General features: G+C 74.2%; 8 protein-coding genes and 1 pseudogene. 3 read left to right on the forward strand and 6 right to left on the reverse strand.

Features of this window, described 5'->3' with window-relative positions; all coding sequences use genetic code 11:
- Positions 1-71: 71 nt before the first annotated feature.
- Genes ABUW04_RS34505 through hisI form a run of 3 tightly spaced genes read right to left on the reverse strand, consistent with a single transcriptional unit; the run spans position 72 to position 2,740 of the window.
- Positions 72-746: a TIGR02234 family membrane protein gene (locus ABUW04_RS34505; protein WP_030248299.1), complete on the reverse strand. Its 675-nt coding sequence runs from the start codon at positions 744-746 to the stop codon at positions 72-74.
- Between the two features lie 43 nt (positions 747-789).
- Entirely contained in the window at positions 790-2,328 is a 1,539-nt protein-coding gene (locus ABUW04_RS34510; protein ID WP_380568360.1) for an anthranilate synthase component I, read from the reverse strand.
- Positions 2,329-2,347: 19 nt separating this feature from the next.
- Positions 2,348-2,740 carry a phosphoribosyl-AMP cyclohydrolase gene (hisI, locus tag ABUW04_RS34515; RefSeq protein ID WP_030248302.1) on the reverse strand — a complete coding sequence of 131 codons (393 nt, stop codon included), beginning with the start codon at positions 2,738-2,740 and terminating at the stop codon, positions 2,348-2,350.
- A gap of 152 nt (positions 2,741-2,892) precedes the next feature.
- Here hisI and ABUW04_RS34520 point away from each other — a divergent pair, with 152 nt between their 5' ends.
- From ABUW04_RS34520 to ABUW04_RS34530, 3 genes are all read left to right on the forward strand, one after another.
- Positions 2,893-3,756: a hypothetical protein gene (locus tag ABUW04_RS34520; protein ID WP_380568361.1), complete on the forward strand. Its 864-nt coding sequence runs from the start codon at positions 2,893-2,895 to the stop codon at positions 3,754-3,756.
- A 28-nt stretch (positions 3,757-3,784) separates the two neighbouring features.
- Positions 3,785-4,351, forward strand: a complete 567-nt coding sequence (locus ABUW04_RS34525) for a hypothetical protein (RefSeq protein ID WP_380568362.1) — start codon at positions 3,785-3,787, stop codon at positions 4,349-4,351.
- Between the two features lie 86 nt (positions 4,352-4,437).
- Positions 4,438-5,070 carry a TIGR03085 family metal-binding protein gene (locus ABUW04_RS34530; RefSeq protein ID WP_380568364.1) on the forward strand — a complete coding sequence of 211 codons (633 nt, stop codon included), beginning with the start codon at positions 4,438-4,440 and terminating at the stop codon, positions 5,068-5,070.
- Between the two features lie 5 nt (positions 5,071-5,075).
- On the opposite strand, the gene ABUW04_RS34535 is transcribed toward ABUW04_RS34530, so the two are convergent.
- The 3 genes and pseudogenes from ABUW04_RS34535 to ABUW04_RS34545 all read right to left on the reverse strand — a co-directional run.
- The gene (locus ABUW04_RS34535; RefSeq protein ID WP_380568365.1) at positions 5,076-5,927 is read right to left on the reverse strand and encodes a phosphate ABC transporter ATP-binding protein; all 852 of its coding nucleotides are present in this window, start codon (positions 5,925-5,927) and stop codon (positions 5,076-5,078) included.
- A 28-nt stretch (positions 5,928-5,955) separates the two neighbouring features.
- A complete protein-coding gene (locus tag ABUW04_RS34540) occupies positions 5,956-6,903 on the reverse strand; it encodes a sortase (RefSeq protein WP_380568366.1) in 948 nt (315 codons plus the stop codon).
- Positions 6,900-7,683, reverse strand: a pseudogene (locus ABUW04_RS34545) (hypothetical protein); the annotation flags it as partial. The gene ABUW04_RS34540 and the pseudogene ABUW04_RS34545, both read right to left, overlap by 4 nt.

Genomic DNA, 7,683 nt, shown 5'->3' on the forward strand with positions numbered 1-7,683 from the left:
CAATGCTGACTCTCGCTGCACATTGTTCCGTACGCCGGTCCGCGCCGCCGTGCGGGGTGGCCCACTGTGACCTAACGTGTCGGGTCCTCGCCCCGGTCCATGGCCTTCCACAGGTCGGCCGGGGTCTCCTGGTCGGGCGTGGCGCGCTTCGCGGCGGCTCCGCGGGGGCGGCCAGCCGCCTTCCCGGGGGCGTCGTAGCGTGCGGACATGCCCGGCCAGTCGCGGCCCCTGGCGAGCACCAGCAGCCCGCCGAGGAGCAGCAGGACGCCGCCCAGCGCCCCGACCCAGGGCCAGAGGGTGTGGCCGACCCCGGTGGCGGTGGCCTTGGTGAGGCCGACGGCGCGGGCGGCCTTGCTGTCCAGGGCGCCGTCCCCGGTGGCGGCGAGCAGGGCGGTCACCGCCACTCCGGCACCGGCCAGGGCCAGCAGCGCGCCGACCACGGCCCGGCCGACGCCGCGCACGGTGAAGACGGCCACCGCGGCGGCCAGCGCCACCAGGGCCAGCGCCCCGGGCAGTCCGCTGGTCTCGGAGCCGCTGGCGGAGACCTTGAGCCGGGTGGTCTGGAAGGCGACGCTGCCGTGCGCCCAGGTCTGTCCGGCGGCGAGCAGCACCACGGCCGCACCGACGACGGTGAGCAGCAGCATCAGGGCGAGGCTGCGCCGGTCCGGACGGCGCGGGGCGGCGTCCTCGGCGGGGGTCCCGTCAGGGGTCTCGGTCTCTGGTTCGGTCACGGGCAGCGCGGTCACCGTTCCAGTGTGCCCTGAGCCCGCGCCGCGGCCGGACGCAGGGTCACCGCACCGGTTGCAGGGTGCTCGCGCCCGCCACCGCCCGGAGCACGGCGGCGGCCTTGTTGCGGCACTCCGCGTCCTCGCTCTCGGGCACCGAGTCGGCGACCACCCCCGCGCCGGCCTGGACGTAGGCCCTGCCGTCCCGGATCAGCGCGGTGCGGATGGCGATGGCCGTGTCGGAGTCGCCGGCGAAGTCCAGGTAGCCGACGCAGCCGCCGTAGAGGCCGCGCCGGGTGGGCTCCAGCTCCTCGATGATCTGCATGGCGCGGGGCTTGGGCGCCCCGGACAGCGTCCCGGCCGGGAAGCAGGCGGTGAGCACGTCGAAGGCGGTGCGGTCGGCGGCGACCCGGCCGGTGACGGTGGAGACGATGTGCATCACATGGCTGTAGCGCTCCACCGTCATGAACTCCACCACCTCGACGCTGCCGGGGGCGCAGACCCGGCCCAGGTCGTTGCGGCCGAGGTCGACCAGCATCAGGTGCTCGGCGCGCTCCTTGGGGTCGGCCAGCAGCTCGGCGGCCAGGGCGGCGTCCTCCTCGGGGGTGGCGCCGCGGTGCCTGGTGCCGGCGATGGGGTGCACCATGGCCCGCCCGTCCTCGACCTTGACCAGCGCCTCGGGGCTGGAGCCGACCACGTCGAAGTCGGCGCCGCCGGCGGTGCCCGCGAAGCGGAACAGGTACATGTAGGGGCTGGGGTTGGTGGCCCGCAGCACCCGGTAGACGTCCAGCGCGCTGGCCGGGCAGGGGACCTCGAACCGCTGCGAGGGCACCACCTGGAAGGCCTCGCCGGCCCTGATCCGTTCCTTGACCTCCTCGACGGCGCCCCGGTAGGGGGCACCACCGAAGGGCGAGACGGCGTCGACCGAGGCGACCGGGGTGAGTGAGGCGGCGCCGGCGTCCACCGGGCGGGCCAGGTCCGCGGTCATCGCGTCCAGCCGGGCCACGGCGTCCGCGTGGGCGGCGTCGACGCCGGTGGGGCGGTCGTCGTGGTTCACCGCGTTGGCGATCAGTATCACCGTGCCGTTGGCGTGGTCCAGCACGGCCAGGTCGGTGGCGAGCAGCATGGTCAGCTCGGGCAGGCCCAGGTCGTCCGGGGCGATCACCGGCAGCCGTTCCAGCCGGCGGACCACGTCGTAGCCGAGGTAGCCGACCATCCCGCCGGTGAACGGCGGGAGTTCACCGTCCCGGTGCAGGTCTCGGGGGGTGTGCAGGGCCTCGACGGTGGCCCGCAGCACCTCCAGCGGGTCGCCCTCGGTGGGCACCCCGACCGGCGGTTCGCCGAGCCAGCACGCCCGTCCCTCCTGGTCCACCGTCAGTGCCGCGCTGCTGCGGACGCCGACGAAGGAGTACCGGGACCAGGACCGGCCCTGCTCGGCGGACTCCAGCAGGAAGGTGTTGGGGCGTTCGGCGGCGAGCTTGCGGTACAGGCCGACGGGGGTGTCCCCGTCCGCGAGCAGCCGACGGACCACCGGAATGACCCGGCGGTCCACGGCGAGCTTGCGGAAGGTCTCGAGATCGGGGCTGACGGTGCCGGTGGTCATGGTTGCGCAGCGTATCCGATCAGGTCGAGGTGGTGCCGGGGGCCGAGACCGGCAACTGCCCGGCGTCGAAGCAGGTCCGGTCGCCGGTGTGGCAGGCGGCGCCGACCTGGTCGACCTGGACCAGCAGGGTGTCGCCGTCGCAGTCGAGGGCGACCGACTTCACCAGCTGGAGGTGGCCCGAGGTGTCGCCCTTGACCCAGTACTCGCTGCGGCTGCGGGACCAGTAGGTGCAGCGCCCGGTGGTGAGGGTGCGGTGCAGGGCCTCGTCGTCCATCCAACCCATCATCAGCACCTCCCCGGTGTCGTACTGCTGCGCGACGGCGGGGACCAGCCCCTGCGGGTCGCGCTTCAGACGTGCGGCGACCTCGGGGGCCAGGGCGGTGCTGCCGGGGGCGGCGGGAGAGGCGGACATGCCGTCCATTGTGCCAAGGCGGCGGGCCGGCGGGGCGCAGCACGGACTTATGGGGATGATCCAGGTGAATTCCCCGGATCCGGCCGAGTCGATGAGGCTTTTTGTTCGACCTGGCTCTCATCGACCCCTTACCTACCGGCATTGTGTACGCCATGAGTTACCCGCCGCCTCCTCAGCAACCGCCTTACGGCGGCCAGGACCAGCCGCCGCAGCAGCCCCCGCAGCAGCCCGCTCCCGGCTTCGGTCCGCCGCAGCCCTATCCGGGGCCGCCGCAGTACCAGAACTTCCCCAACCAGCCCCAGTACCCGGGCCAGCCGCCCTACCCCGGCCAGCCGGAGCAGCCCCCGTACGGGCCGCCGCAGTACCCGGGACAGCTCCAGCCGCCGTACGGGCCGCCCGGTGGCGGCAACGGCGGCGGACGGGGCAAGACCGTCGCCATCGTGGTCGGCTCGGTGGTCGCGCTGGCCATCGTCGGCACCGGCATAGCCGTGGCCATGCACGGTTCGGGGAACGGCGACACCCCGGTCGCGTCGCAGAGCTCCCCGCTGGCGCTGCCCTCCGGCACGCTGCCCTCGTCCCTGCCGTCCGAGCTGCCCAGCGACCTCCCCAGCGATCTGCCCAGTGACCTGCCGAGCGCGCTGCCCAGCGCCTCCTCCAGCGACCTCACCTACAAGGCGGTCGAGCTGAAGAAGGGTCAGTGCTACAGCGACCCGGCCATCACCTTCACCGTCGACGACATCACCGTGCGCAACTGCTCCAGCTCCCACGACGGCCAGGTGACCGCCGTGGTGACCATCCCCAGCGGGTTGACCACGGACGACGCCATCAGCTCCAAGGCCGACAGCATCTGCCACCCCATCAACTCCACGGTCTACCAGCGGCAGCCGGGCAGCCCGGACCTCTCCGGCAGTGTCTTCTACCCGGTGCTGGACGCCTACAGGAACGGTGACCACACCGGGTACTGCGTGCTCACCATCGACATCGGCGGCACCAAACTGACCGCACCGCTGCGCTGAGACCCGCCCAGCGGGCATCCTGGGGAACATGAGCACGAACCGGCCCACGGCCCGGCGGCGCACGTTCGCGGTGGCCGCCGGGCTGCTGGCGCTGGTGGTGGCCGCCGTACTGGTGGTGGTCCTCGCCGGCGGCGGCCACCGCAAGGCCGCCACCGCCCCGGCCTCCGCCTCGCCGAGCGCCAGTCCGAGCCCCAGCCCGGTGCCCAGCAGCCCGCCCCCGCCGTCCCCCTCGCCGGTTCCGCAGACCCTGCCCTACCTGCTGCTCCGCCCCGGCGACTGCTTCGACGCCCCCGGGCACACCGGAGCCACCTCCCGCTACAGCAGGAAGGACTGCCACCAGCCGCACGACGGCCAGGTGATCGGGCTGCTGCAGCTCCCGGCCGGGCTGACCACCGGAGTCGCCCTCGTCGAGAAGGCCAACAGCCTCTGCTATCCGGTCACCGCCCCGGTCCGGGCCCGGCAGACCGTCAGGCCGCTGGTGGTCGGCGGGGTGATCTGGCCCGACCTGGCCTCCTACCGGGGCGGGCGGCGCACCGCGACCTGCGCCATCGAGCACGACCCGGCCGGCCCGCAGCTCACCGCGCCGCTGCGGTGAGCGGTTCGGCACAGTCCGGGGCCGTCCGGGGCCGTCCGGAGGAATGAGGCCGCGCATTGACGACCCATCAGACGTAGGCTGAACGCATGTCGAACCATGCCCGACGCGAACGCCTACTGCTGGTTGACCTACTGGAGAGCGCCGGACCGGACGCGCCCACCCTCTGCAAGGGCTGGACCACCCGGGACCTGGCCGCACACGTCGTGGTCCGCGAGCGCCGTCCCGACGCGGCCGGCGGCATCATGATCAAGCCCCTGGCCGGACGGCTCGCCAAGATCCAGGGCGAGTTCGCCGCCAAGCCCTATCCCGAACTGCTGGAGCTGATCCGCACCGGGCCGCCGCGGCTGTCCCTGTTCGGCATCCCCGGCGCCGACGAGCTCGCCAACACCGTGGAGTTCTTCGTCCACGGCGAGGACGTGCGCCGCGCCCAGGACGGCTGGGCGCCGCGGGTGCTGGACCCCGAGTTCGCCGACGTGCTCTGGAGGCGACTGGCCCAGTCGGCCTCCATGAACGGCCGCCGCTCCCCCTCCGGACTGGTGCTGCGCCGCCCGGACGGGCAGACCGCGGTCGCCCGCAAGGGCGCGCCGGTGGTCACCGTCACCGGCGAGCCGGGAGAGCTGCTGCTGTTTGTGATGGGACGTCAGGACCAGGCCCAGGTCGAGCTGGAGGGTGACAAGGAGGCCGTGGACCGGGTGCAGACGGCCGAGCTGGGGATGTAACCGGCTCAGCCGAAGCGGCCGTTGACGTAGTCGGCGGTGCGCTGGTCCTGCGGTGCGTCGAACATGGCCCCGGTGGGGCCGTGTTCGACGATGCCGCCGGGGGTGCCCTGAGCGGCCAGGAAGAAGGCGCAGCGGTCGGAGACCCGCTGTGCCTGCTGCATGTTGTGGGTGACGATGACGATGGTCACCTCGTCCGCCAGCTCCCTGATGGTCTCCTCGATCCGCCGGGTCGAGGTGGGGTCCAGCGCCGAGCAGGGCTCGTCCATCAGCAGCACCTGCGGCCGGACCGCGAGCGAGCGGGCGATGCAGAGCCGCTGCTGCTGGCCGCCGGACAGGGCGCCGCCGGGCTGCCGCAGCCGGTCCCTGACCTCCTTCCACAGCCCGGCCTTGGTCAGGCACTCCTCCACCAGCAGGTCCCGCTCGCCGCGCCCGGTCCTGACGCCGGTGAGCTTGAGGCCCGCGGTGACGTTGTCGTAGATGGACATCGCCGGGAAGGGGTTGGGCTTCTGGAACACCATGCCGATCCGGCGCCGGGCGTCGGTGAGGCGGCGGCCCGGGGCGTAGACGTCCTCGCCGTCCAGCAGCACCTCGCCGCTGAGGGTGGCGGAGGGGACCAGCTCGTGCATCCGGTTGAGGATGCGCAGGAAGGTGGACTTGCCGCAGCCCGAGGGGCCGATCAGCGCGGTGACCTCACCGGCCGGCATCCGCAGCGAGACCTGCTGCAGCACCTTGTGGTCGCCGAACCAGGCCGAGACCGCGAGGGCTTCCAGCCCGCCTGGGCGGGCGGCCTCCCGCCCCTGGCCTTCCACCACGGCGGGGATCTCCACCGTCTCTGCACTGCTGGGGGTAACCGACATGATGGCCTTTCAGATCCTGACGATCGGTTCAGATGAGGTTGGGCAGCAGCCGGACCACCTGGTCGGCCACGGACAGCCCGAGCGCGCCCAGCACCGGGACGCCGCAGATCCAGGCCTGCCAGCGGCCCCAGCGCAGCCGGGCCAGGGTCACCCCGACGGCGGCCAGCAGCAGCGCCTCGGCCCACAGCACCAGCGGCACCCAGGCCGAGGGGTCGACCCCCATCGGCTTCTCGGCGGCCGCGAGCCCGTCGCTGCCCAGCGGACGGGCGGGCGCCGGGAGGACCTTGCCGACCAGGTCGGCGTCGACCAGCAGCAGTCCGTCCGGGGTGAACGCCGGGCCGTCGGCGGTGACCAGGACCAGGCGGGCGGCGCCGTCGGCTAGGGCGGGCGGCACCGGGTCGCCGGCCCGGCGCACGTCCAGCACCCGGAAGGTCTGGGTGCCCTGGCCGGTGAGGACCGTGAAGGTCTCCGAGGGCCGCAGGTCGGCCAGGTGGCCGAAGGGACCGCCGAAGCCCGACTGACGCCCCATCAGCACACTGGTGCCGGCCTGCCCCGGCAGCGGCGTGTCCCGGCGGTGTCCCACTCCGGTGGCCAGCACCCCGGAGGTGGTCCCCTCCAGGACCACTTCCTTCAAACCGAGTTGAGGGATGGTCAGCAGCGCTACCGGGCGGCCCTGGCGCACCAGGGCGCCGCTGCTGTCGGTCTGCCCCACCGGGATGGTGCCCTCGGCGAGGTCCTTGCGCAGCGCCGCGTAGCTGGTCTCGCGGTCCCTGGCGTGCCGGACGTCGCCGACCGGGCCGATGTCCAGCAGCAGCCCGAAGACCAGGGCGGCCAGGATCAGCAGGGCGGTGCCGTAGGCGCCCGCGGCGTCCGGTCGGCCCGGGCGCCGTGGCCGCGGGGGCTTCCGCGGCGCGACCGCCGGACCGGCCGGTGCGGGCTCCTGCGGAGCGGCGGGCGGGGGTGCGGTGAGCGTCATCGTCCGGCCGCCCTGGCCCTGGCCCGCTGCCGGCGCAGCGCGCCGGTGCCGAGGCCGGCCAGCAGCAGTCCGCCGCCGGCCATGGCCACCACCGAGCCGACCGGGGTACCGGCCGAGGGGGCGGCGGGGGCGGCAGCGGGTTCCGCCACCACCGTCGGGGCCGCCGACGGGGTGGCCAGGGCGGTCGCGGCGGCCTTGACCGCGGCATGGATCGAGCCGGCCGGGGCGACGTCCTTCGCCTTCCAGCTCCGCGGCGCGGTGAAGTCCAGGGTGCCGGTGAAGTCCCTGAGGTGGGCCGGGTTGAAGCGGGTCCGGCAGTAGACGTCCACGGTGTAGGCGCCGCGCAGGGTGACCCCGGCCGCGCTGGCGGTCTCCCGCAGCGTCTGCGGCAGCGGCACCACATAGCCGCCGTTGGCGGCCTCGGGGTAGATCGACACCGGCGACAGGCCCAGCAGCGAGGTTCCGCCCGCCGGGAAGCCCGCACCCTTGATGGAGGCCATCAGCTGGTCGGTGGCGTGCGGGCATGCCCCGGAGGTCAGCGTGTCGATGGGGTCGTCGTCACGGCCGGACGGGTAGTCGAAGGCCAGGGCGCCCGGCCCGGTGGTTCCGGCCTGCGCGGACGCGGGGCCGGACGGATCGGCCCAGGCCCGGGCTCCGCCGGCGCCGCCGATCGCGGTGAGGCCGAGGGCCAGCAGCAGCGCGGTGACGGCGGCCGCCGCCTTGCCGGCGGTGGAGCCGGCCGGGGCCGGCGCGGCGGGCGCGGGTGACGGCTCGGGCGCC

The organism is Streptacidiphilus jeojiensis (assembly GCF_042510965.1).
Classification (GTDB): Bacteria; Actinomycetota; Actinomycetes; order Streptomycetales; family Streptomycetaceae; genus Streptacidiphilus; species Streptacidiphilus jeojiensis.

Bases quoted from the DNA above. Each gene is read 5' to 3' on its own strand.
- ABUW04_RS34520 (WP_380568361.1), top strand. From the start codon at position 2,893: ATGAGTTACCCGCCGCCTCCTCAGCAACCGCCTTACGGCGGCCAGGAC.
- hisI (WP_030248302.1), bottom strand. From the start codon at position 2,740: ATGTCCGCCTCTCCCGCCGCCCCCGGCAGCACCGCCCTGGCCCCCGAG.
- ABUW04_RS34530 (WP_380568364.1), top strand. From the start codon at position 4,438: ATGTCGAACCATGCCCGACGCGAACGCCTACTGCTGGTTGACCTACTG.
- ABUW04_RS34510 (WP_380568360.1), bottom strand. From the start codon at position 2,328: ATGACCACCGGCACCGTCAGCCCCGATCTCGAGACCTTCCGCAAGCTC.
- ABUW04_RS34525 (WP_380568362.1), top strand. From the start codon at position 3,785: ATGAGCACGAACCGGCCCACGGCCCGGCGGCGCACGTTCGCGGTGGCC.
- ABUW04_RS34540 (WP_380568366.1), bottom strand. From the start codon at position 6,903: ATGACGCTCACCGCACCCCCGCCCGCCGCTCCGCAGGAGCCCGCACCG.
- ABUW04_RS34535 (WP_380568365.1), bottom strand. From the start codon at position 5,927: ATGTCGGTTACCCCCAGCAGTGCAGAGACGGTGGAGATCCCCGCCGTG.